Annotated in this window: 12 protein-coding genes; 7 read left to right on the forward strand and 5 right to left on the reverse strand. The window is 68.2% G+C overall.

The annotated features are described in order from the left end of the window. Positions 1 to 2: 2 nt before the first annotated feature. Positions 3 to 5,354, reverse strand: coding sequence for a beta-ketoacyl synthase N-terminal-like domain-containing protein (locus tag F0U60_RS11120; protein ID WP_395817751.1), 5,352 nt, complete (start codon positions 5,352 to 5,354; stop codon positions 3 to 5). Positions 5,355 to 5,743: 389 nt separating this feature from the next. Between F0U60_RS11120 and gspG the strand changes: the two genes are divergently transcribed. Together gspG and F0U60_RS11130 are read left to right on the forward strand one after the other, a co-directional pair. Then, positions 5,744 to 6,175 carry a type II secretion system major pseudopilin GspG gene (gene gspG, locus F0U60_RS11125; RefSeq protein ID WP_395817754.1) on the forward strand — a complete coding sequence of 144 codons (432 nt, stop codon included), beginning with the start codon at positions 5,744 to 5,746 and terminating at the stop codon, positions 6,173 to 6,175. Positions 6,176 to 6,340: 165 nt separating this feature from the next. Next, on the forward strand, positions 6,341 to 6,751 hold the full coding sequence (locus F0U60_RS11130; RefSeq protein WP_395817756.1) for a DUF5335 family protein: 411 nt from the start codon (positions 6,341 to 6,343) through the stop codon (positions 6,749 to 6,751). A 126-nt stretch (positions 6,752 to 6,877) separates the two neighbouring features. Here F0U60_RS11130 and F0U60_RS11135 read toward each other — a convergent pair whose 3' ends face one another. From F0U60_RS11135 to F0U60_RS11145, 3 genes are all read right to left on the reverse strand, one after another. Then, positions 6,878 to 8,281, reverse strand: a complete 1,404-nt coding sequence (locus F0U60_RS11135) for an ABC transporter substrate-binding protein (protein ID WP_395817759.1) — start codon at positions 8,279 to 8,281, stop codon at positions 6,878 to 6,880. Further along, positions 8,281 to 9,099: a hypothetical protein gene (locus tag F0U60_RS11140; RefSeq protein WP_395817762.1), complete on the reverse strand. Its 819-nt coding sequence runs from the start codon at positions 9,097 to 9,099 to the stop codon at positions 8,281 to 8,283. Before F0U60_RS11140 ends, F0U60_RS11135 begins: the two co-directional genes overlap by 1 nt. A gap of 126 nt (positions 9,100 to 9,225) precedes the next feature. Further along, entirely contained in the window at positions 9,226 to 11,019 is a 1,794-nt protein-coding gene (locus F0U60_RS11145; RefSeq protein ID WP_395817764.1) for a phosphoenolpyruvate carboxykinase (GTP), read from the reverse strand. A 200-nt stretch (positions 11,020 to 11,219) separates the two neighbouring features. Between F0U60_RS11145 and F0U60_RS11150 the strand changes: the two genes are divergently transcribed. The 3 genes from F0U60_RS11150 (at position 11,220) to F0U60_RS11160 (ending at position 17,394) form a co-directional block, all read left to right on the forward strand. Next, complete coding sequence (locus F0U60_RS11150) at positions 11,220 to 13,076, forward strand: SLC13 family permease (protein WP_395817767.1); 1,857 nt, start codon at positions 11,220 to 11,222, stop codon at positions 13,074 to 13,076. Positions 13,077 to 13,127: 51 nt separating this feature from the next. Next, positions 13,128 to 15,386, forward strand: a complete 2,259-nt coding sequence (locus tag F0U60_RS11155; RefSeq protein ID WP_395817769.1) for an ATP-binding protein — start codon at positions 13,128 to 13,130, stop codon at positions 15,384 to 15,386. A 79-nt stretch (positions 15,387 to 15,465) separates the two neighbouring features. Further along, on the forward strand, positions 15,466 to 17,394 hold the full coding sequence (locus F0U60_RS11160; protein WP_395817772.1) for an NAD(P)/FAD-dependent oxidoreductase: 1,929 nt from the start codon (positions 15,466 to 15,468) through the stop codon (positions 17,392 to 17,394). 13 nt (positions 17,395 to 17,407) lie between these two features. On the opposite strand, the gene F0U60_RS11165 is transcribed toward F0U60_RS11160, so the two are convergent. Then, positions 17,408 to 17,605 carry a hypothetical protein gene (locus F0U60_RS11165; protein ID WP_395817775.1) on the reverse strand — a complete coding sequence of 66 codons (198 nt, stop codon included), beginning with the start codon at positions 17,603 to 17,605 and terminating at the stop codon, positions 17,408 to 17,410. Positions 17,606 to 17,719: 114 nt separating this feature from the next. Here F0U60_RS11165 and F0U60_RS11170 point away from each other — a divergent pair, with 114 nt between their 5' ends. Beyond that, a complete protein-coding gene (locus F0U60_RS11170; protein WP_395817777.1) occupies positions 17,720 to 20,521 on the forward strand; it encodes a hypothetical protein in 2,802 nt (933 codons plus the stop codon). A gap of 64 nt (positions 20,522 to 20,585) precedes the next feature. Then, entirely contained in the window at positions 20,586 to 22,856 is a 2,271-nt protein-coding gene (locus F0U60_RS11175) for an ATP-binding protein (protein ID WP_395817780.1), read from the forward strand. Positions 22,857 to 22,863 lie beyond the last annotated feature (7 nt).

Genomic DNA, 22,863 nt, shown 5'->3' on the forward strand with positions numbered 1-22,863 from the left:
GACTAGCGATCCTTGATGAGGTGCTGGACGAGCTCGCCCAGCGAGCGGACCTTCCCTGTATCAGGTGCGGCGACTCCCAGGTGCGAGGACATTGCCTCGCCCAGCTTGCGCAGCTCCTCGTTCTTCACGCCCGCCTGCCGCAGGTCCATGGACAGGAGCGCGTCGCGCACGGAGCGCGGACCCCCGCCACCCGAGCGCTTCGAGGGCTCCTCGGCAGGGGGCGGAGCCGCGGCCACGGCGGAGGCCAGCGCAGAGGCCGCGGTGGTGGTGGCGGTGGCGGACGGAGCGGCGCCCGTGCTCTGCGCGCGCTCGACGATGTGGTCGATGACCTTGCGCAGGGTGTTGAACTCGCGCAGGGCGCGGTTGGGGTCACGCGACACGCCGAAGGCCTCGCGGGTGCGCGCGAAGATGTCCACCTGCTTGACGGTGTCGATGCCGAGGTCGGCCTCCAGGTCGAGGTCCAGCTCCAGCATGTCCTCCGGGTAGCCCGTCTTCTCCACCACGTTGCGCATGAGGACCTCACGGACCTGCGCGGTGAGGTTCAGCGAGGCGGCGATGGCGGTGGGCACCGCCGGGTTCGACGCCGCGGGGACGACCGGAGCGGGGGGCGCCACCGGGGCCTGTGCGGCAACGGGCGGAGGCGTGGGCCGGGCCGCGGGTGCTGGGGCGGGGGCCGCGGCGGCGGGAGCCGGGGCGGAGGCGCCGCTGGCGGAGAGCACGCGCTCGACGATGTGATCGATGACCTTGCGCAGGGTGTTGAAGTCACGCAGGGCGCGGTTGGGGTCACGCGACACGCCGAAGGCCTCGCGGGTGCGCGCGAAGATGTCCACCTGCTTGACGGTGTCGATGCCGAGGTCGGCTTCCAGGTCGAGGTCCAGCTCCAGCATGTCCTCCGGGTAGCCCGTCTTGGCCACCACGGTGTCCATCAGCACGCGCCGCACCTCGCTCTCCAACGCGATGGACTTCAGCACCGTGGTCTCAGGCTGCGCGGCCGGGGCGGCCGGAGCGGGAGGGGCCTTCGGGGCGGCCGGAGGTGCCTTCGCGGCGGAGGCAGCGACGGTACCGGTCGCGGCCTGGCCCGTGCGCAGCTGCTCCACCAGGGCGATGATGGCCTCGAACGTCCGCAGGTTCTCCGGCTGGGCCACGGAGGCGTCCACGCCAAACTCATTGCCCAGGGCGATGGCCACCTTCAGGGCGGTGGCGGGCTCGAGCAGTCCCTCGAGGGGGAGCTGGAGCAGCAGCTGCTCCACCTCAGTCCCGGCATCCGCCGAGAGCTGACCGACACCATTCACGAATGAGTATCCCACCACGCGCTTGAACTGTTCCATGTCACCTACCTTGGGATGAATCGATGCGATGGCCCCGTGCTGCTGTCCCTTGAGGATCTCCCGGGTGAACTGGGTGAGGGACCACTTGGGACCGGCCTCGATGAAGATGCGGGCGCCCTGATGGTGCGCCTCGCCGATGGCTTGCCGCAGCCGTACAGGCTCGACGAACTGACTGGTGAGGAATACTGGGTACTCGCGAAGCGGCCGGTTGCCGTAGTCCGCCGCGTCAATGGTGGAGATGAGCCGCACGGAGGGCGCGCGGAACGACAGCTCGTCCAGTACGCGCTGGTAGGCCGGGCGGGCCGCGCCGATGAGCTCCGAGTGGTAGCCGTGGGAGACCGCGAGCACGGTGCACTCGATGCCCCGGGCGGTGCAACGTTCCACCAGCACGGGCAGGGCACGGCGATCCGCGGACACGATGCAGGCGCGCGGCCCGTTGTCCGCCGCCAGGGTGGCGTAGCCGGGCAGGCCCGCGATGAGCTCCGGCACCAGCTCGGAGGCACACGCGAGCGCCGCCATCTGGCCGGGATCTTCGGTGGGCATCTCCAGCACGGCCACGGTGCGCGAGTGGATGGCCCGCAGGCCCTCCTCCAGGGTGAGGCTGCCCGCGGCCACCAGCGCCGCCAGCTCGCCCGCGCTCTGGCCGATGAGCAGGTCCGCGTGGATGCCGTGGGCCACCAGCAGGCGGTAGAGCGCCACGTTGACGAGGAAGACGGCCGCGTGGATGTCCTCGTCGTTCTGCCGGTAGTTCTTCGCGTCCTCCGTGTAGAAGCTTCCGGTCAACGTGCGCCCGGTGAGGCGCAGGTAGACGCGGTCCGCCTCTTCCAGCGTGCGGGCCACCACCGGATAGGCCCGGGCGAGCGGGCGCAGCATGTTGGCGTACTGGCCGCCCTGGCCGGGGAAGGTGATGGCCACCTTGGCGCCGCGCAGGGGCGAGTCCGGGCCCGCCGCGAAGATGCCGGACTGGCCGAGCGGCTCCAGGTCTCCACCTGTCTCCACTGCCTTGCGCAGGAAGTCCCGCTTCTTGCGCAGCTCCTCGCGGTTGCGCGCCGTGACCGCCACGCGCCAGGGGCCTTCGGGCGTGCGGCGCGTATCCTCCAGCGGTCCCTGCTGCTCGCACAGCGCGCTCAACTGCTCCAGGCACGCACGCGCGTCCGCGCCAGCCACGGCGATGAGCTTGGGCTCCCCGTCCGCGGGCTCGCTCTCCTTCTTCTCCGGGCGCGAGGGCGGCGCCCTGTACTCCTCCATGATGGCGTGGAAGTTGGAGCCACCGACGCCGAAGGAGCTCACTCCGGCGCGGCGCGGGGTGCCGCTGGGAGGGGCGGGCCACTCGCGGTTGTCCGTCACCACCTCGACGCCCTGGGGAATCTTCGGGTTGCGCGGCTCGCTCTTGAGCGAGCGGGGGATGAGTCCCTCCTGCATCGAGCGGGCGACCTTGATCATCCCTGCCACACCGGCCGCGGCGTTGAGGTGGCCGATGTTCGACTTCACCGAGCCGATGAGGATGGGCCGGGGGCGGCCCTCGCCGTAGTAGGCGTTGTGGGTGGACTTCGTCTCCACCACGTCACCCAGGGCGGTGCCGGTGCCGTGACACTCCACATAGTCCACGCTCGCGGGGGGCACGTTGGCGGCCGTCAGGGCGCGGCGCATGGCCAGCGTCTCGCCCATCTCGCTGGGGGGCAGCACGGAGCGGCCCTTGCCGTCGCTGGAGCCCGCGATGGAGCGGATGACGGCGTGGATGCGGTCCTTGTCCTTCTCCGCGTCGGAGAGCCGCTTGAGCACCAGGATGCCCGCGCCCTCGCCGGGGACGAAGCCGTCCGCGTTCGCGTTGAAGGGCCGGCTCCCCTTGCTGGACAGCGCGTTGAAGCGGCAGCCCGCGATGAAGAACTCGGGGGACATGTCGGTCCACACGCCGCCGGTGAGCACCACGTCCGCCTCGCGGTGCTGCAGCATCTTCCAGGAGGCATGGAGCGCGGCGAGCGAGCTGGCGCACGCCGAGTCCATCACCATGTGCGGCCCGTGGAAGTCGTAGAGCGAGGAGATGCGGCCCGCGTTGAGGCTGCCCAGGTAGCCGGTGAGGCTGTCCTCGCTGATGGGGGGCAGGCCCGCCTTGTAGCGCTCCTCCGCGTTGTCGAGGATGGCCAGGCGCAGGTTCTCCGGCAGCCCGGACTTCTCCAGCGTCTCGCGCAGCTCCTTGGCGAACTCGGCCCAGCGCACGCGCGTGTCCGCGAGGAACTTGATGCCCTGGTACGGCAGGAAGCCGAGCGCCAGCGCCACGCGGTCCCGGTTCCACTTGTCCGGCACGTACCCCGCGTCCTTCAGGGCCTGCTCCGCGCTGAGCAGCGTCACCACGTGCGAAGGGTCCAACGAGGCCCAGGCCGCGGGAGGAATCCGCATCTCCATCGTCGGCGAGGGGAGCTGATCCAACCAGCAGCCGAGCTTGGTGTACGTCCGGTCCTTGCGGTCCGGGTGGGTGTAGCGCTCGACCTTCCAGCGATCCTTGGGGACCTCGCGGGTGGCGTCGTGGCCCTCGAGCAGCTTCTTCCAGAGGGTCTCGACGTTGGGCGCTCCCGGGAACATGCCGCCCATGCCGATGATGGCCAGCGGCTCCTCCTGCCGGCGGCGTGAGGGGGTCTTGATGCGCTCACCGCCGGGCCGGTAGGCCTCGAGCACCGCGTGGAAGTTGTTGCCGCCGAAGCTGAAGGAGCTGACGGCCGCGCGGGGCGTGGTGCCGGGGCGGAACGGCTGCGCCTTGCGTGGGACGTAGAAGGGCGTGCGCTCCAGCTCCAGCTTCGGGTTGACGCGCTCCACGCCCGGCTGCGGGGGAATCTGCCCGTGGTGCAGCGCGAGCACGGCCTTGAGGAGTCCGGCCGCGCCGGCGCCCGCGCGCAGGTGACCGATGTTGGCCTTCACCGAGCCGAGCGCGATGGCGCCGCTCGGTGCGCTGCCGTACACGCTCGCCAGCGCCTGCACCTCGCTGACATCCCCCACCGGGGTGCCCGTGGCATGGCACTCCACGTACTGGATGGAGTCCGGCTCCACGCCCGCGTCCTCGATGGCGCGGCGCATGGCCAACGCCTGGCCCTCGCGCCGCGGTGCCACCAGCGACTTGCCGCGACCATCCGAGGAGCCGCCCACACCGCGCAGCACCGCGTAGATGGTCTCCCCGTCGCGCTCCGCATCCTCCAGCCGCTTGAGGGCGAGCAGCGACACGCCCTCGCCCAGCAGGGTGCCGTCGCACTCGTCCGAGAAGGGACGGACCTGGCCCTTCACGGAGAGCCCGCCCAGCTTGGAGAAGGCGATGAACTCCAGCGGCGTCAGCATCTCACTCACGCCGCCGGCCACTGCGAGGTCGAACTCTCCATCGCGCAGCCCGCGCACGGCGATATCCAGGGCCGCCAGCGAGGACGAGTACCCCGCGTCCACCGAGTAGTGCAGCCCCTTGAGGTCGAAGTGCATGTTGATGCGCCCGACGGCCACGCTGGCCGAGGAGCCCACCACGTTGTCGTCACTGCACTCCTTGAGGCGCGCGCGCAGCCGCTGAGCGGTGACCTCCAGCACTTCCTGCTGCCGGGTGGTGGGCAGCGCGCGGAACTCGTCCGTGGCGCGCACCGCGTCCAGCATGTCCTCCAGGCGGATGTGCATCCCGCTGTCGCGCTGCCATCCGAGGCTGGTGGCCCCGAGCAGGATGCCCGTGGTGTCCCGGGGGATGACGCGCACCTCGGAGAGGGCCTGGGTGCCCGCCTCGAGGATCATCCACTGGAAGGGGTTGACCTGCTGGGCATCGGCCGGCGTCACCTTGTACTTGCGCCAGTCGAAGACGAAGTCGTGGATGAAGCCACCGAGCTCGGCGTGGGCTCGATCGGGCCGGGTGCGATCCGGATGGTAGTAGAGCGAGTGGTCCCAGGCGCGGGCGGGGACCTTCGAGAGCGACACCCTGCCGGTGGAAACACTGGCCCAGAAGTCGGAAACGCGGAGGGCATTCGGCAGGACGCAACCCAATCCCACCACGGCGATGGCATCCATTCAGGTTCTCTCTATGTGACCGGGTCGAACCCAGGGGATGTAGGCAAGGACCTCGGAGGAGCCCAATCCTACCACGGGGTGAAAGAGGTGGTGGCGGGATGCGTAGGGGGGACATTCCCCCATGAGCGCCTGGCCAGGGAGCATGCTGGTCGGCTGCCTGGTGGGCGATCACCCAACCTGTAGCCGTATGAAGCAGCGGTGTGTGGCCTCCCTTCGCTGACGGTGTGTCACGCCTCCGAGCGACCCCCGCGACACGCTGACGCGGGAGGCCGCCGGACGTACCTGCGGTGGACCGTTCTCCCTCGGGGCCCCTCGTGTCTCGAGGGTGGGCGCGGGGGTTGCACAGGCGGCTCGGTGGCCCGACGAAGGGCCAGGGGAGAAGCACCGACATGAGCCTGAAGAAGACGCACAGTCCGCAGCGCCGCCGTCAGCGCGGCATGACCCTCATTGAGATCATGGTGGTGATCACCATCCTCGGCCTGATCATGGCCGCGGTGGGGGTGGCCGTGATCCCTCGGCTCGACGAAGCGAAGCGGGACACGGCGAAGATGGACATCGGGAACATCCACAACGCGCTCAAGCTCTACTACGCGAAGAAGGGACGCTACCCCGATACGTCCACGGGCCTGCGCGCGCTGGTGGAGACACAGACCCTGGAGCAGATGCCCAAGGATCCATGGGGCAACGAGTACGTGTACATGTACGAGGGCGGCAAGCCCCTCGTCACCTCCTACGGGGGTGACGGGGTGTCCGGCGGCGAGGGGGTCGACGCGGACATCTCGTCACGCGATCTCCAGAAGGACTCCGTGGCGAGCAGGTAGCCGGAGCCGAGACGCCCCCGTTGCCCTGCGGTCCAATCAGGGAGGAGCGCGCACCGAATGACACCTTGGTTGGGTTCCGGCCGAATGGGGAACTCTCGTTTCCTCGCGAGCGGCTGGGGGCGTTGCGCGTGCGCCCCCGGACCTACCTTCCTTGCGGAGGTAGCCATGGCCAACACGATTGAGATTCCGCGAGAGAATTGGGCCCTCTATTTCGAGCGACTCGGCCGGCAAGCGCAGACCTATCCGGTCCGGATCGAAGTGGAGAACCAAGACATAGGCGATCAAGAGATGGCACGCAGGCTTCCCCTCGTGGGGATCGACCTGGAGACGAAGGGCTCGGAGGTGGGTGACATCGAGGTGACGGTGGGCGACGCCGACCAGAACTTCATGCACCACATCAATGAGCCAACCCGCGTCTACTTGATGGTGGACGACTCCGGGAACATCGACTGCATCGAGATTGAGGACGGGGCCGAAGGAAAGACGATCATCTTCTTCGAGAAGCACCCCGGGCTGCCGGCCACGGCCTTGTTTAGTTCCCGCGTCGAGAGCGAGCAGCCGGCGCCTGGTCCCTGAAGGCCTCCGGCTTGGGGTGCTGCGATGCGAATGGGGGTGAGGAACACGAAGGTGAAGACCCTCACCCCCCGCCCTCTCCCAGGGGGAGAGGGGGCATGCTCAACACGACTCTGTCCAAGAACCGGTTCACTGCGGCGGCTGAACGTTGGTGATGGTCACAAAGCTCTGGTCCTGCACCTGCCATAGCTCCACGGGGGCGGACGCTTCGCCGGCGGCATTGAAGTCCAGCGGGCCGCTGGTGCCGTCCACGTTGACGCTCCGGCCCGCGGCGAGCTCCGCCGACAAGTAGGTGAAGTTGGAGTTGGTGAGTTGGGTGTTGGTATCGCTCGTGCCGCTGGACACCTTGGTCAGCCCCTCGGCCATCTTCGCCCCGGTGACGGCGTTGGCTGTGCCCTGCGCATAGGCCGCGCTCAGGGCCATCAGGTACATGGCGTCATAGGCGTTGGAGGTGTAGGAGTACTCGGCTGGGTTCTTCTTGTATTTGTCGCTGAAGCGCGAGCTGAAGGTGTTGAAGGCCTGTCCCGTGCCCTGCGCTGGGGCCGTGCCGTAGAAGCCCTGCGCCTGGCCGGCTGCCACAGTGTCTTCGAGCAGGGCCTTGTCCTTCACGCTGTCGGAGAAGAACCACCGGTGGCCGCTCTCCCGCTTGAGGTTGGTCCGGGTGGACGCCTCCTTGAGGATGGTCGTCGCGTCGTCCGCGAAGCCCATCAGCACGGTGAGGTCCGGGTCATACGTCATGTCGAGCTGCTCCAGCGCTGACCTCACATCCCCGCGCCTTGGATAGGCGTAGCCTCGGTGGGCCACCCGCGTGGGGCCGGTGTTCAGCCGCTCGGAGATGATGTTGAAGAGGCCCTGTCCGTATGGGTCGTCCACGTAGAGGATGCCTACCTTCGCCGGGGCGCCAAGGCGGCTGTCGGAGCGCAGCAGGTCGGCGATGACGCTGCCCTGGATGGCGTCCGAGGCCGAGGTGCGCCACACGAGTCCCACGGGGCCGCCGCTGGTGTCCGGCAGCGACGTGAGCTCCGGAGAGGTGGCGCTGTAGCTCATGGTGAGCACGCCCCTGGGCACGGTCACCGCCGCCGCCGCGAGCGTCTGGCTGCTGCCGGCCGTCAGCACCGCCGCCACCTTCTTGTTGTCCACCAGCCACTCGGCCTGCTTCTTCGTGCGCTCCGCGTTGTTGCCGGTGTCGCAGAAGTGCAGGGCGATCTGCTTGCCGCTGATGCCTCGCTGATTGACCTCCTCCAACGCGAGCAGCACGGCGTTGAGCGCCTGCTCATCGGACTCGTCGATGCTCGCGTTCTCCTCCGTGCTGGTGTGCAGGGGCACCAGGGCGCCCATCTGGATGGCGTTGGGGTCGGTGGAGCCGTGGAGCGTCCCGCAGCCGGTGGGCTGCGGCAGGCAGACGCCCCTCGTGCACACCTGATCGCCACCGCAGTCCGCGCTCGTCTCGCACTGGTCGAGCCCCGCCGCCGTGGTGAAGCTGCACCCGGTGGCGAGCACGGACAGCACTCCCGTCAGCATCAGCGCGCGCATCAGAAGCTCACCTCCACACCGGCCCCGCTGCCCTGGGGCGCTGCCGTCAGCCGGGCCTTGCCGGGCTTGGGTGCGGGTTCCCTGGGATACAGCAGGACGGCTGCCACCGCGCTCGCCAGCCCCACCCCAAAGCCAATGTCCGCCAGCAGTGCGTTGCCCCGGGTGGCGTCCCTCGCCGCCAGCTTGCTCTCCAGGTCCGGGGCGTTGTTGAAGTCCGAGCGTGCACTCCGGGACTTCAGCCCGAAGAAGGTGCCCACGCCGGCACCCGCCAGTGCCACGCCGCCCAGGGCGATGGACGTCACCTGCATGCGCTTGCGCGAGGCCAGCGCGTCCTCGTGGGCTGCCTTCAGGCGCAGCTGGTTGGTCTCCTCGGCGCGCCGGGCCGCCTCTCGCTCCGCCTCTGCACGCCGCTTGGCCGACTCGGCCTCCTCTTTGAGCCGCTTGCGCTCGGCCGCCGCCGCCGCCGCGTTCGCCGCCTCCTTCTCCTGCTGCAGCCGGAGCCGATCAATGGCCGACCGGGAGCGCTTGCGCAGCTGCGCGTCCTCTCCGTCGGTCAGGTACTTCTCGTAGTAGGAGATCGCCTCCTTCTCCTTGCCGGCCTGATCGTACGCGCGAGCGATGTTGTAGATGAGCCGCATGTCGGGCTTGAGCTCATTGGCCTGCTCGAGCACCGCGGCTGCTTCCAGGTACTTCTTCTGGTCGTAGAGGCGCTCGGCCTGCTTGATGAGCTCCTTCGCGGTGCGTGGGCTGCCACGCTGGGCCTGTGCCGGGGCGGGGACGAGCAGGAGGGCCGCCAACAAAACCAAGACCAATCGCATGGTTGTGGAGCCTACTCCTGAACTTTCTACCGGCGAAGGGGGCCCCAAAGCGGCGGGGCCGCCCCCCTGACGGCGGGACGGCCCCGTGAAAACAGCGGGCCCCGGAGGGCCGACGCGTGGCTCAGCTCAGGTACCCAGGCGCGAGATGAGCAGCTTGCGCTGCAGCGTGAGCGCCTCGGGGGCCTTGAGGCCGAGGGACTCGAAGAACGGCTCCTGGTTCTTGAGCTCGGCCTTCCACTCGTCCTCCTTGATGGAGGTGACCTCGGCGACGGCCTCCTGGGTGATGTCCAGGCCCTTGAGGTTGAGGCCCTGGTCGGCGCGCGGCACCCAGCCCAGCAGCGTCTCCTCGGTGGGGACGCGGCCGTGGACGCGGTTCACGATCCACTCGAGCACGCGCATGTTCTCGCCGAAGCCCGGCCAGATGAACTTGCCGTTCTTGTCCTGCCGGAACCAGTTCACCTGGAAGATCTTCGGCGGGTGGGTGATCTTCTTCTGCATGTTCAGCCAGTGCTGCAGGTAGTCACCCATGTGGTAGCCGCAGAAGGGCAGCATGGCCATGGGGTCGCGGCGCACCACGCCCACCTTGCCGGTGGCGGCGGCGGTGGTCTCGCTGCCCATGGTGGCGCCCAGGAACACGCCGTGGGTCCAGTTGAAGGCCTGGAGGACCAGCGGGACGGTGCTGGAGCGACGGCCGCCGAAGATGATGGCGGAGATGGGCACGCCCATCGGGTCGTTGACCTTGGGGCTGAGGACGGGGTTGTTGGACGCGGGCGCGGTGAAGCGGCTGTTGGGGTGCGCGGCCTTCTCCGTGCTGCCCTTCTTCCAGGGCCGGCCCTGCCAGTCGATGAGCTCCTCGGGCACCTCGCCGTCCATGCCCTCCCACCACACGTCGCCGTCAGGCGTCATGGCCACGTTGGTGAAGAGGGTGTCCTTGGCCACGGAGGCCATGGCGTTGGGGTTGCTCTTGTAGTTGGTGCCGGGGGCCACGCCGAAGTAGCCGGCCTCGGGGTTGATGGCCCACAGGCGCCCGTCCGGACCCACGCGCATCCAGGCGATGTCGTCGCCCACCGTCTCGATCTTCCAGCCCTCGTACTCCTTGGGCGGGACCATCATCGCGAAGTTCGTCTTGCCGCACGCGGACGGGAAGGCGGCCGCCACGTACGTGGTCTCACCCTTGGGGCTGGTGACGCCGAGGATGAGCATGTGCTCGGCGAGCCACCCCTCGTGCTGGCCGAGGTAGCTGCCGATGCGCAGCGCGAGGCATTTCTTGCCGAGCAGCACGTTGCCGCCATATCCGCTGCCGAAGCTCCAGATGGTGTTGTCCTGGGGGAAGTGGCAGATGTAGCGGCGGTCCGGGTTGAGATCGCCCGTGCTGTGCAGGCCACGGTTGAAGTCGTTGGAGTCACCCAGCATGTCCAGCGCCGCCTTGCCCATGCGGGTCATGATCCGCATGTTGAGCGCGACATAGACGCTGTCGGTCAGCTCCACGCCAATCTTGGCGAAGGGGCTGCCCAGCGGGCCCATGACGTAGGGCACCACATACATGGTGCGGCCCTTCATGCAGCCGGTGAACAGGTGGGTCAGCTTGGTGTAGGCGGCCTCGGGCTCCATCCAGTTGTTGGTGGGGCCGGCGTCCTCCTTATTGGTGGTGCAGATGAACGTGAGGTGCTCCACGCGCGCCACGTCGTTGGGGTTGGAGCGGTGCAGGTAGCAACCGGGGCGCTTCTGCTGGTTGAGCGGGATGAGGATGCCCTCCTTCACCGCCAGGTCGGTGAAGCGCTTCTTCTCCTCCTCCGAGCCGTCGCACCAAACGATGCTGTCCGGCTGGGTCATCTGCGCCATCTTCGTCACCCAGGCCAGCAGCTCCGCGTTCTTCGTGGGAGCGTTGCCCTGGAGCCCTGCGGTGTGGGTCGAAGCCATTCGCGAGTCTCCTGATTTTTGGTGGGCGCAACCTTCCTGACTGCCCCCTGTAAAAGCAACAGCGCCCCCAGGTGAAGGCCGTCCCTGGACTCTCACATTCCTTTAATTCCACTTATTGGTCTTCCAGTATCCAGTAGGAGACGTTTTCGAAAGAGGAGGCCTCACCTTCTGGCACACCTGGGCACAGGTTCGAGGCGTTCATGGCCATCGCAATTGTCCTCGGCATCGTGCTCGTTGCCTTGGTGCTGTTCTCCATCGACGTGGTTCCCATCGAGGTGAGCTCGCTGGTTGTGGTGTGCCTGCTGGCCGTCACCGGAGTGTTGACGCCTGAGCAGGCCTTCGAGGGGTTCAGCAACGACACCGTCATCTTCATCTTCACCCTGCTGGCGATGACGGAAGGGCTCGCCAGCACGGGCGTGGTGCAGCTGGTCGGGCAGCGGCTCGCCTTCTTCGCGCGTTTCGGCCACCAGACCTTCGTGCTGGCGATGATGGTGGTGGTGGCGGTGTTCTCCTCTATCGTCTCCAATACGGTGACGACGGCGGCCTTCCTGCCGGTGGCGATTGGCGCGGCCAACCGCGCGAAGGTGCCCAAGAGCAAGGTGCTGCTGCCGCTGGCCTACGCCTCCATGCTGGGCGGCATGGTGTTCCTGTACGGCACCTCCACCAACCTGGTGGCATCCGCGGCCTTCCCTCGCTTCGGGCTGGAGCCCATCGGGGTGGCGGAGCTGTCGCCGGTGGGGTTTCCGGTGGCGGTGATTGGCATCCTCGTCGTGGTGTTCCTGGGGCCGCTGCTGCTGCCGGCCCGCGTGGGCAAGGGCGCGGTGGGTGACTGGGTCCTGCGCGACTACCTCACCGAGGCCATTCTTCCCCCTGACTCGCGCTACGTGGGCAAGGAGCTGGCGGAGATCACGGAGGGCCTGGGGCTGCGCGTCATCGGGCTCGTCCGAGAGGGCGAGTCGATGCCGGCGGTGCCGACCTACCGGCTGATGGGGGACGAGCGCATCATCGTCGAGGGGAACCGCGAGGACATCCTCCGGGTGAAGGATCTGCGGGGCATCGAGATCCGTCCGGACGTGCGGCTGTCGGACACGGACCTGCGGCCCCAGGACACGCTGCTGGTGGAAGCAACGGTGCCCACGGGCAGCCCGCTCATCGGCCGGAGCCTGAAGGAGACGCTCTTCCTGGAGCGCTATGGCCTGGTAGCGCTGGCGCTGCACCGCAAGCCCGCCATCCAACGGCTGACGAAGCTGCAGCTGCTGGGGCGGCTCTTCGGCGGGCAGTCGCTGTCCGCCCTGCCGCTGTCCGTGGGTGACGTGCTGCTGCTGCGCGGCCCCCGGGAGAAGGTCCAGGAGCTGTCGGACGGCGTCAACCTGCTCATCCTCGGGGACGTGGAGTACCAGCCACCGCGCTACGGCAAGTGGCTGCTGGCGGTGGTGCTCTTCCTCGGCGCGCTCGCGCTGGGCACCTTCAATGTCGTGCCGCTGTCCGTGGCGGGACTGGCGGGAATGCTGGCGATGATCGCCACCGGCTGTGTGGACGCGCGGCGGGCCTTCCGCGTGGACTGGCGCGTGGTGCTGCTCATCGGCTCCATGTTGGCGCTCGGCGTGGCCATGGAGGAGAGCGGGGCGGGGCGGTTCCTGGGCAACCTCGCGGCAAGGGCTGGCGAGTACGGAGGTCCGCGCACGGTGCTGCTCTTGATGATGGCGTTGACCATCGTGTTGTCGGCGCCCATGAGCAACCAGGCCGCGGCGCTGGTCATTCTCCCGGTGGCCGTTGGCGCCGCCGCGAAGCTCGGGGTGGACCCGCGGCCCTTCGCCATCGGGGTGACACTGGCGGCGAGCTGCTCCTTCATCACGCCGCTCGAGCCGAGCTGCGTGCTGGTGTACGGCCCCGGCCACTACCGCTTCACGGACTTCTTCCGGCTCGGTACGCCTCTGACGGCGCTGCTGCTCGCCTTCCTCGTGGCGATGGTGCCCTTGGTGTGGCCCTTCCATAAGGCGGGTGCTGAGCCGTCCCGGGCCCGCGAGCCAGTGAGCGAGCGGGTGTTTGTGCCCTGATGGACGTTTGCGTGGCTCGTGGCGCTTCGTTACGGTGTCCGCGAGCCGCCCTTGCCCTCCCGAATCGCCCACGCCCTCCCGCTCCGTTGGCACCTCGTCCGGCTCGTGGTCGGGACGCTGCTGCCCGCCATTGCCTTCGCGGCGATTGTGGTCTTCCAACTGGCGCGCCTGGAGCGCAGGTCTGTTGAGCGGCGCGCGGTGACTTCGGCCCGCGCGCTCGCTGCGGCCTTTGAACGTGAGATGTCCGGCTCCATCCAGACGCTCCATGCGCTGGCCGAGTCCGAGGAGCTCGATCGCGGCGACCTGGAGTCCTTCCGCGTGGAGTGCGAGCGGGTGCGTCGCACGCAGTCCTCGTGGAAGACCGTGTTGCTGCTCTCGCCGGACGGGCAGTTGTTGGTGAACACCGCCCTGCCAGTGAGCCACTCTCCTCCGCCTCTCGCCGAGCAGGGGAGCTTCGCGCGCATCCTCGAGTCGCACCGGCCCACCGTTGGGAGCCTCGCGGTGGGCCGAGGCGCCGCGAAGCAGCTCGCCTTTCCCGTCCGGGTTCCGGTGCTGCGTGAGGGCGCTCTCCGGTATGTGCTCACGGCCGTCATCACGCCGGATGCGCTCACGGGCGTGGTCTCCAGCCAGTCGTCCCATGAGGAGGAGTGGACGCGCGTGCTGGTGGATCCTCAGGGCCGGGTAGTGGCCCGCACCCGTGACCCCGAGCGCTTCGTCGGACGGTCGGCGACGTCCTTGTTCCTGGAGCGGACCCGGGCCTCGCACGAAGGCGTGTTCGCCAGCGTGTCCATGGACGGTACGTCGACCTACGTGGCGTTCAGCCGCTCGCAACCCTCGGGGTGGACCGCGGCGATCGTCACTCCCAGGTGGGTCTTGGACGCGCCCGTGACCAGCTCGATGTTCGCCGTCGGTGGGCTCGGGTTCGCGCTGCTGCTCGTGAGCGCGAGCGGCGCATGGATCTTCTCCCGAAGGCTCGAGCGCTCCATCTCGGAGGCAGCAACCGCCTCGGCCTCCCTCGCCGAGGGCCACTCTCCCCGCATGGCCCCCTCCAGCGTGCGCGAGCTGGCGCAGCTCGGCGAGGCCCTGGAGCGTTCCGGACTGTTGCTGCGGGAGCGTGAACGCGAACGGGATGCGCACCTCGCCAGCGCCGAGACGGCACGTGCTGAAGCCGTTGCGGCCACGCGGGCGAAGGACGCGTTCCTCGCGATGCTCGGACACGAGCTGCGCAACCCGCTCGCGCCCATCGTGACCTCGCTGGAGCTGCTGCGCAGGCGGGGTCTCGCGCAGACGCCCGAGCACGAGGTCATCACGCGGCAGCTCAAGCACGTCGTCCGGCTCGTGGATGATCTGCTCGATGTGTCGCGCATCACCCGCGGGCAGATGTCGCTGCACCGCGAACCCCTCGAGCTCGTGTCCGTGGTCGCCCGGGCCGTGGAGGCGGCCTCGCCGCTCATCGAGCAGCGACGGCACTCGCTTCAGGTCGACGTGCCCCCCTCGGGTCTGCTCGTGTTGGCGGACCCCGATCGCTTGACGCAGGTGGTGGCGAACCTGCTCACGAACGCGGCGAAGTACACGCCTCCCGGTGGACACATCCAGCTCCGTGCCCACGACCAGGAGGGGGGCATTGCGCTCGTCGTCGAAGACAATGGTCACGGCGTGCCCCAGGAGATCCTCTCTCGGATTTTCGAGCCGTTCGTCCAGGGGCCGCGCTCACTCGACCGGAGCGAGGGGGGACTCGGCATTGGTCTGGCGCTCGTGCGCAGCCTCGTCGAGGCGCATGGGGGCCATGTCGAGGCACGCAGCGACGGCCCCGGTCGTGGCAGCGTCTTCACTGTATGGCTGCCGAGACACGCACTGGCCGAGAAGCCGCTCACCGAGGAGGAGCGGCGGACGCCTGTTTCCCCACCGGTCGAGGCCGTGCCCGCAGGCCCCGTGCGCGTTCTCGTCGTCGACGACAACGTCGATGCCGCTGAGGCCCTGGCCGAGTTGCTGGGCCTGAGCGGGTACGAGGTGGTCGTAGCGCACGATTGCCCAGGGGCGCTGGCGCAGGCCGAGGCGTTCCGCCCGGAAGTGGCGATCCTCGACATCGGCTTGCCTGACGTGGATGGGTACGGGGTGGCCGAGCGCATCCGGGAGCGACTGGGGGCGGCGAGCCCTGTCTTCGCCGCGCTGACGGGCTTTGGTCAGGCGGCGGATCGCGCACGCAGTCATGCGGCGGGCTTTCGTCAGCACTTCGTGAAGCCCATCGACGTCGACGAACTGAGTGCGTTCATCGAGTCGCTGCGCGAGGCGCGAAGCGGGGCGGCGTGAGCGCTCGTGCGGCCTGTCAGATTCCGCTAACGTCACCCTTCCCCGCGAGACAGGTCGTCGCGAGCGGAAGGTGCACGCAATGGAGCAGGTTGCTCAGGGACAGGTGCGAGCCGCTGAGGCGGACGTCGCCATCATCGGCGCGGGAATCGTCGGCCTCTTCAATGCGCTGCAGTACGCGAAGCGGGGGTTCCAGGTCATCCTGCTCGACAACGCGCGGGGACAGAAACGCAGCTTCAAGGTAGGCGAGTCGTTCCTCATCTTCACCAACCCCTTCCTGCGCACGGTGGGGGGGCTGGATGCGTTCGCCGGAGAGTGCTTTCCCAAGCACGGCGTGTGGTTCACCTACGGCCTGGAGCACTCGCAGCGTTTCGAGGCGACGTCCGAGTGGGGCGTCCACGCGGATCCTCCGCACTACCTGTACGAGCAGGCTCCGGACAAGCGCTACTTCCGGGCCGCGCTCATGGACGTGCAGATCGTCCGGCCGGAGGCGGAGGACGTGATGCGCGAGTCCCTCCGGGCCTTCCCGAACGTGCGCTTCCTGGACACCGTGAAGGTCCGCGACGTGGTCATTCAAGAGGAGGAGGGCCGGCCTCACGAGCTGCGTTGGGCCTGTCAGGCCACGCGGGAGGAGGGGACGGTGCGGGCCCGGTGGGTGCTGGACTGCTCGGGGCGCAACCGGCTGCTGGCGAAGAAGCAGAAGCACACCGTCGAGCTGAACGACGGCTTCCAGACGACGGCCGTCTGGGGGCAGTTCGAGGGCATCACCGACGACCTCTTCGGTGAGCCGTGGGTGCACACGTACGCCGATGGAGATCAGACCTCGAGAGATCTCCACACCCTCCACCTGTGGGGCGAGGGCTATTGGATTTGGGTCATCCGCTTGTCCAAGCAGCGCATCAGCGTCGGGGCGACGTTCGACCAGCGCAAGCCGCCGCCGGGTGAGACGCCCGAGGCCCAGATGTGGGCGCTCTTCAACCGCCATCCGCCGCTGGCCAAGGTGCTCTCGAAGGAGCGGATGCTCGAGTTCCGCATGTACCGCGACGTGCAGTACATGACCGACACCTTCGTGAGTCCCCGGCGCTACGGCATGATGGGGGATGCGGCCTCCATCGTGGACGCCTACTACAGCCAGGGCATCTCGCTGGCGCTGGTCAGCTCGTGGCACATCGCCAACCTCGTGGAGCAGGATCTGCGGGGCGGGGGGATGGACAAGGAGTACCTCGAGCGGGTGAACCGGGCGACGCGGCAGGACTGGCACATCATGCGGAACATGATCCGCGAGAAGTACACGCCGGCCATCGCGGACAGCCGCTTCTTCGTGCTCTCGCACATGCTCGACCTGGCCATCTTCTGGTCCGCGGGAGCCTCCCGCACGCGCATCGCGCGCTGGCTGGTGGAGACGGATGGCGACACGCGCCGCGAGACGCCCGAGCTGCGGGAGCTGCGCGAGTACCTCTCGCGGCACATGTTCTACTCCCAGACGAAGCCCTGGCACTGGCTGTCACCGGAGCGGGTCCGGGAGCTTCAGGGACGCCTGCAGGCGGGCATCGGTGAGCGCGCGCGCTGGCGCCTCGAACACGGCCGCCGCGTGCCGACGCTCAAGGCGATTGTGCGGCTCGCGGCCCCCGTGCCGCAGCTCTGGAAGCTGCCCTTCCTCCGGGACCAGGAGCGCGCAGACCTCTCGGGCGAAGACTTCATCCATCCGGAGAAGTTCCTCCAGCGCGTCCCCACGTGGTTGCGCCGGTTGCTGCCCGAGTCGCCGTCGGAGCGGCTCTCCCGGGCCATCGCCGTGCGCGGCCAGACGCTGCTGGCGCTCTTCCTGCTGGGCTATGCATACGACTGGGCCGACACCGAGGTGCAGAAGCTTCTGCTCCAACTCGGGCTCCTCGAGCCGACCCCCAGGGCTGCACCGGGGGCCACACCTGTCTCCCTGGACGAGGCGCGTGCGGCGGCCGGAGAGGCCGGGTCCGCGCCCCGTCCCGCGTCGCGGCGGAACGTCTCCGCCTGACGAGGGTCCTGGCTCAGCCGCTGTACTGGGTGGTGCCGCGCTCCCCGTCGTCGTCGTTGAGCATCTTCGAATCGGGCGCGTAGGCCTTGCCGCACACCGTGGGCGACCGCGCCTCGCGAGTGGCCTTGTCCACGTCGAGCGCCACGCCACTGTTGGACGCCCATCCCCGAGGGGGGTGGAAATCGAGCAACCCGGGGCAGATCCGTTTCATTTGTAAAAATCCGCTCGGCCTTTACAGTCCAAGCTACACAGCGCACGATTCTGAACATTCCTGATACTTCGCTGTGGCCGCGAGCACGGAGTGAGCGCCTCGCGAGGAGGGTGCATGGAAGCAAAGGGAGTGGTGGTTCGCTGTACCACATGGAGAGCGATTCTCTCCGCAGTGCTGCTCGTCATCTTGGCGGTGGGCCAGGATGTCTCCGCGGCGCCGTTTACGCTTTTTGAGAGCGGGCAGGTCCGGCCGCTCGCGCTGTCTCCGACGGGCAAGTACCTCTATGCCGTCAACACCCCGGACGGCCGCCTCGAGGTCTTCAAGGTCGAGTCGAGTGGCCTCACCCATCTCACGTCGATCCCCGTGGGGCTCGAGCCCGTCGCGGTCGCGGCGCGGAGCGACGAGGAGGTCTGGGTCGTCAATCACCTGTCCGACAGCGTGAGCGTGGTGAAGCTCACCCCCACCCTGAGTGGAATCACCGGGCTCGTGGTCCGTACGCTGCTCGTCGGCGACGAGCCGCGCGACATTGTCTTCGCGGGGACGGGGAAGAGCCGCGCCTTCATCACCGCCGCGCACCGCGGTCAGAACGTTCCTTTTGATCCGCAGTTCACCACGCCGGGCATCGGCCGCGCCGACGTCTGGGTCTTCGATGCCAACAACCTGGGCACCTCGCTCGGTGGCAACCCGCTCTCCATCGTTACCCTCTTCAGCGATACCCCGCGCGCGCTCGCGGCGACGCCGGACGGCTCGCGCGTCTATGCCGCCGCGTTCCACTCAGGCAACCGCAGCTCCATCGTCCATGAAATCCTCGTGCCCAACGGGGGCCAGGCGGCGGGCGGCGTCCCGGGCCCGAATACCAACGCGGCCGGAGTGCCGGCGCCCGAGGTTGGCGTCCTCGTCCGGTTCAACGGCCAGGACTGGGTGGACGTGCTGGGCCGCTCGTGGACGGACAAGGTGAAGTTCTCCCTGCCGGACAAGGACGTGTTCGTCATCGACGCCACCGCCAACCCGCCGGCGCAGCTCGCGGGCTCGGCCGGCTTCTACTCCGGCGTGGGCACCACCCTGTTCAACATGGCCGTCAACCCGGTGAACGGGAAGGTGTACGTCAGCAACACCGAGGCGCGTAACGACCTGCGCTTCGAGGGGCCGGGCACCTTCGCTGGCAGCAGCCTGCGCGGGCACCTGCACGAGAGCCGCATCACCGTGCTGGGCTCCTCGGGCGTTGCTCCGCGGCACCTCAACAAGCACATCAACTACGGCGTCTGCTGCGCCGCCATCCCCAACGCGGAGAACGAGAAGAGCCTCGCGCAGCCGCTCGGCATGGCGGTGACCTCCGACGGCGCCACGCTGTACGTGGCCGCGTTCGGCTCCTCGAAGATCGGCGTCTACTCCACCGCGGCGCTCGAGGCCGACACCTTCGTCCCGAGCACGGCGAACCAGATCCTCGTGAGCGGCGGTGGCCCCAGCGGGCTCGTGCTGGACGAGGTCCGCGGTCGCATGTACGTGCTGACGCGCTTCGACAACGCGGTCTCCGTCATCAACACCTCCACGCGCCAGGAGATCGCCCACCTGAAGATGTACAACCCCGAGCCGGCGAACGTGGTGGCGGGACGTCCGTACCTCTATGACGCGCGCAAGAGCTCGAGCCACGGTGACTCGTCCTGCGCGAGCTGCCACATCTTCGGCGACTTCGACGGTCTGGATTGGGACCTGGGCAACCCGGATGCGGCGTACAAGGTCAACCAGAACCCCATCACCCCGGTGCCGCCCGAGTTCGGCAACGATCCCACCTTCGGACAGGATCCCAACTTCCATCCGGTGAAGGGTCCTTTCGCGACCCAGAGCCTGCGCGGAATGGCGAACCACGGGCCGATGCACTGGCGCGGAGACCGCACGGGCGGCAACGACGAGGCGAGCGCCCAGCCGAACGACGGTGCGTTCGACGAGGTCGCGGCGTTCAATCAGTTCAACCCGGCGTTCATGGAGCTGCTCGGGAGAGACGCGCAGCTCACGCCCGCGGAGATGCAGCGGTTCTCGGAGTTCGTCCTCCAGATCATGTACCCGCCGAACCCGGTCCGGAACCTCGACAACTCGCTCACGCCAGCGCAGCAGGCGGGCCGGGACTTCTACTTCAACACCACGAGCTTCTTCCATGGCTCGTGCCAGTCGTGCCACCGGCTGGATCCCAACGCGAACCCCAGCGAGGGCCAGTTCAAGGGCCTCTTCGGCTCGGACGGCAAGTCGTCCTTCGTCGCGACGGCGCTCTTCCCCAAGAACCCGCAGCTGCGCAACCTGTACCAGAAGGTCGGCATGTTCGGCGTGGGCTACGACTTTGGCTTCATGCCCGCGGACGCCCACATGGGAGATCAGATCCGCGGCTTCGGCTTCAACAGCGACGGCTCCATCGACACGCTGTTCCGCTTCAACAGCGGCTTCGACTTCCATCCGATCTTCAACTCGGTGGGCATCCCGGATGGACCCGAGGGTGTCCTGGCCAAGAAGAACATGGAGCAGTTCCTCCTGGCCTTCGACAGCAACCTGGCGCCGATCGTCGGCCAGCAGGTGACGCTCACGGCCAGCAACGCCTCCGTGGTGCTGCCTCGCATCCAGCTCCTGCTGGCACGCGCGAACGCCGGCGAGTGCGACCTGGTGGTGACGGGCCGGATCGGCCTGACCGACGTGGGCTTCCTCCACGTGGGGAGCGGGCAGTTCAAGGCGGATCGGCTCTCCCATCCGTTGACGTCCGACTCGACCCTCCGTCAGCGCGTCGCCACGACCGGTGGTGCGGTGACCTTTACCTGTGCGCCCCCGGGCTCGGGCCAGCGCATGGGTATTGATCGCGACCTCGATGGGCACCTCGACGGCGATGAGCGGGCCGCGGGGTGCAATCCGGCGGACCCCCTCAGCACCCCCTGAGTCACCCAGCTGAGTGTGGCCCGGTCCTTCGCGGGACCGGGCCCTTCTCTCGAGCAGCCACTTCATGACCCCACAGCACGCTTTCCCATCCCCGGCCCGGTCATCCCTGGCTCGCTCGACGCTCATCAAGATGGGCGTGCGCATCGCGGTGATCATCGCCCTGACCACCCTTCTCAGCTACCTCCACATCTACAACTCCCTCCTCGCGGAAACTCGCGCGACGATGGAGCGCAGTGTCGTGGATCGCAGCGAGCGGGAGCAGGCCATCTTCGTGCTGGCGGAGGACAACCACGCCATCCTCAAGAAGGCGCTGGAGGAGCGGCTCCGGTTCTGGCGCGAGCAGGATCCCCAGCCCCTCTTCGACAGGCTCTTCGTGTCCCGCCCGGATGGGACGATCCGCAACAACCCCCAGGGCTTCGATGGGACGCAGATGCCGGGCGTCTACGTTCCCCGGGGCGTGACGGTGGATGCCGACTTCCGCCGTCGGCTGCTGGCCGCGTACGAGGTGGTCATCCAGTATGGGCCGGCCTTCCACGTCCGCTTCATGAACACCGGCGTCATGCTGCCGGAGGGCGTGGTGGTGGGGTACTGGCCGGAGGGGCCCAACTACTTCCTGGAGCTCGACCCCAGCTTCTCCGTCCTGAACCTCGAGTACTTCACGCTCGCCCTCCCCGAGAACAACCCGAAGCGGGAGTCGTCCTGGACCGGCGTCTTCGAGGATGCGCCCACCAAGACCTGGATGGTCACGGTCGCGACCCCGCTGGACCTGGACGGCCGTCACGTCGCGACCCTCTCCCACGACGTGCTCTTGAACGAGTTGATGGGCCGGACCCTCAGCGACCACCTGCCCGGGGCCTACAACATCCTCTTCCGTGACGATGGTCATCTCATCGCCCACCCCAAGCTGCAGATGAAGAGCGGGGCGGAGGCCTACAACATCCTGAATGACACCCGGAATCCGGAGGCGGTCTTCACGCAGGCGATCACCGAGCGGCAGCGAGCCCACCTGCGCGCCATATTCAAGCGGGTGGAGGCCCGCGCACCTGGCGAGGTCGTGCTGGAGGTGCCGGAGTTCGACGAGTACATCGCCGTGGCGCGGCTGGAGGGCGCGGGCTGGAACTTCGTCACGGTCATGCCCAAGCAGGTGGTGACGTCGGCCGCCATTCGCGCGGCGCGCTATGTCCTGTTGTTCGGCGTGCTGTCGCTGCTGATGGAGCTGGCCATCATGTACTGGGTGCTGAAGCAGCAGATCTCCCATCCGCTGCTGGACTTCACCCAGGCGACCACCCGGTTGTCGGCGGGTGAGTTCAACGTGGGGCTGGACACCTCACGCGCTGACGAGCTGGGGCAACTGGCGCTCGCCTTCCAGCGGATGGCCAGCGAGGTCCAGCGGCGTGAGGAGGCCCTGCGGCTGGCCAACGAGGGACTGGAGCATCGGGTCGAGGAGCGCACTCGGGAGCTCCAGGAGGTGCACCGGCAACTGGTGGAGACCGCGCGGCAGGTGGGCCGGGCGGAGATCGCCACCAACGTCCTGCACAACGTGGGCAACGTGCTGACCAGTGTCCTCACCTCGTCGATGCTGGCCCGGGAGCGACTGGCCGCGCTGAAGCTCGAGAACGTGGCACGGGTGGCGGACCTGCTCGAGGAGCACAAGGCCGACCTGTCCACCTTCCTCACCCAGGACGAGCGCGGGCGCAATGTGTTGCCCTTCCTGGACCAGTTGGGAAAGCACCTGCTGATGGAGCGGCAGGAGCTTCAGACCCTGCTGGGCGATGTCAGCCGACACACCGAGCACATTGGCGCCATCGTCAAGCTGCAGCAGCGCTACGCCCGCACGCCCCAGCAGCTCTTCGAGCCGGTCCAGCTGAGTGAGCTGGTGGAGGACGCCCTGCGCATCAACCAGGCCGCGCTCGGCCGTCATGCGGTGGCGGTAGCGAAGAACCTGTCGGATGTGCCGCCCGTGCTGACCGAGAAGCACAAGGTGTTGATGATCCTCGTCAATCTGATCAGCAACGCCAAGTACGCCATGGACGCGGTGCCCGAGGAGCAGCGGCGCATGAGCGTGAGTCTGGTGCGTCCCTCCGCCGACCGCATCCTCATCGAGGTGCGGGACAATGGCGTGGGCATCGCGCCGGAGATGCTCACGCGCATCTTCCAGTACGGCTTCACCACCCGGAAGGAGGGGCACGGCTTTGGTCTGCACTCCAGTGCCCTGGCGGCCCAGGAGCTGGGAGGCTCCTTGACCGTTCACAGCGATGGGCCGGGGCAGGGGGCCACGTTCACATTGGAGCTGCCCGTTACGCCTCAGCAGCGAAATGAGCGCTTGAGCGCGTAGGGCAGGA

Origin of the sequence: Archangium minus, assembly GCF_044360475.1 — a bacterium.
In the GTDB taxonomy this organism is placed as follows: Bacteria; Myxococcota; Myxococcia; order Myxococcales; family Myxococcaceae; genus Archangium; species Archangium minus.

What these genes read in the sequence shown, in the direction of transcription:
- F0U60_RS11120 (WP_395817751.1), bottom strand. Translation starts at nt 5,354, where the DNA reads ATGGATGCCATCGCCGTGGTGGGATTGGGTTGCGTCCTGCCGAATGCC.
- gspG (WP_395817754.1), top strand. Translation starts at nt 5,744, where the DNA reads ATGAGCCTGAAGAAGACGCACAGTCCGCAGCGCCGCCGTCAGCGCGGC.
- F0U60_RS11130 (WP_395817756.1), top strand. Translation starts at nt 6,341, where the DNA reads ATGGCCAACACGATTGAGATTCCGCGAGAGAATTGGGCCCTCTATTTC.
- F0U60_RS11135 (WP_395817759.1), bottom strand. Translation starts at nt 8,281, where the DNA reads ATGCGCGCGCTGATGCTGACGGGAGTGCTGTCCGTGCTCGCCACCGGG.
- F0U60_RS11140 (WP_395817762.1), bottom strand. Translation starts at nt 9,099, where the DNA reads ATGCGATTGGTCTTGGTTTTGTTGGCGGCCCTCCTGCTCGTCCCCGCC.
- F0U60_RS11145 (WP_395817764.1), bottom strand. Translation starts at nt 11,019, where the DNA reads ATGGCTTCGACCCACACCGCAGGGCTCCAGGGCAACGCTCCCACGAAG.
- F0U60_RS11150 (WP_395817767.1), top strand. Translation starts at nt 11,220, where the DNA reads ATGGCCATCGCAATTGTCCTCGGCATCGTGCTCGTTGCCTTGGTGCTG.
- F0U60_RS11160 (WP_395817772.1), top strand. Translation starts at nt 15,466, where the DNA reads ATGGAGCAGGTTGCTCAGGGACAGGTGCGAGCCGCTGAGGCGGACGTC.
- F0U60_RS11165 (WP_395817775.1), bottom strand. Translation starts at nt 17,605, where the DNA reads ATGAAACGGATCTGCCCCGGGTTGCTCGATTTCCACCCCCCTCGGGGA.
- F0U60_RS11170 (WP_395817777.1), top strand. Translation starts at nt 17,720, where the DNA reads ATGGAAGCAAAGGGAGTGGTGGTTCGCTGTACCACATGGAGAGCGATT.
- F0U60_RS11175 (WP_395817780.1), top strand. Translation starts at nt 20,586, where the DNA reads ATGACCCCACAGCACGCTTTCCCATCCCCGGCCCGGTCATCCCTGGCT.